This window comes from Rubellimicrobium rubrum, assembly GCF_006152115.1.
Classification (GTDB): domain Bacteria; phylum Pseudomonadota; class Alphaproteobacteria; order Rhodobacterales; family Rhodobacteraceae; genus Rubellimicrobium; species Rubellimicrobium rubrum.
Window position 1 is genome coordinate 1 of sequence record NZ_VDFU01000099.1, and the last position, 1254, is coordinate 1254.

A 1254-nucleotide genomic window follows, 5' to 3' on the forward strand; every position below is an offset into this window, starting at 1 on the left:
CCAGTAGATGTTCTCGGCGACGCGCGACAGCATCAGGCGCTCCTGCCATTGAGGTCCACGACCCAGGTATCCTTGCTGCCGCCGCCCTGGCTCGAGTTGACCACGGTGGAGCCTTCCACGAGAGCCACGCGGGTGAGGCCGCCCGCTGTCACGTCGGTCCGCTCGCCCGACAGGATGAAAGGGCGCAGGTCCACATGGCGCGGCGCCACGCGGTGGCCGACGACCGTGGGCACCGTGGACAGCGTCAGCATGGGCTGGGCCATGTAGTTGCGCGGGTCGGCCCGCACCGCGTCGGCAAAGGCCGCGCGCTCGGCCTGGGTCGCGTGGGGGCCGATGAGCAGGCCGTAGCCGCCGGACTCGTTGGCGGCCTTGACCACCAGCTTGTCCATGTTGGCCAGCACGTGCTCGCGCTCCTGTGGAAAGGCGCAGCGGTAGCTCGGGACGTTGGGCAGGATGGGCTCGGCATCGAGGTAGTAGCGGATCAGCGCCGGGACGTAGGTGTAGACCACCTTGTCGTCGGCCACGCCCGCGCCGGGGGCGTTGACCAGGGCCACGGTTCCCGCCCGCCAGGCGCGCATCAGGCCGGGCACCCCGAGCATCGAGTCCGGGCGGAACGCCTCGGGGTCGAGGAACAGGTCGTCGACGCGGCGGTAGATGACGTCGACGCGACGCGGGCCCGAGATGGTGCGCATCTGCACCCGGTCGTCGTCGTCCACGAACAGGTCGGCGCCGGTCACAAGCTCCACGCCCATGCGCTGGGCCAGGTAGCTGTGCTCGTAATAGGCCGAGTTGTAGATGCCCGGCGTCAGCACCACGATCTGCGACCGGTCGCCGGCGCGCGGGCTCACGCTCGCCAGCATGGCGTGGAGTTGCAGGGGATAGTCGTCCACCGGCAGGATGCGCGCGCGGCGGAACAGCTCGGGGAAGCTGCGCTTGGTGACCTGCCGGTTCTCGAGCATGTAGCTGACGCCCGAGGGGACGCGCAGGTTGTCCTCCAGCACGTAGACCGTGCCGTCGCGGTCGCGCACCAGGTCCGAGCCGCAGATGTGGGCCCAGACGCCATGGGCCGGCGAGACGCCCATGCATTCGGGCCGGAAGTTCTTGGAGGTGGCCAGGATCTCGTGCGGGACGATGCCGTCCTTGAACGCCCGCTGCTCGTGGTAGACGTCATCGATGAACATGTTGAGGGCCAGCACGCGCTGCCTCAGCCCTTCCTCGATGCGCCGCCACTCGGGCAGGGGCAGGATGCGGGGG

At 69.6% G+C, this 1254-nt stretch carries 1 protein-coding gene; it reads right to left on the bottom strand.

The window, feature by feature from the left end; all coding sequences use genetic code 11:
* Positions 1-32: 32 nt before the first annotated feature.
* The coding region (locus FHG66_RS21375) for a circularly permuted type 2 ATP-grasp protein (RefSeq protein WP_139079162.1) at positions 33-1254 on the bottom strand (1222 nt) is incomplete at its 5' end.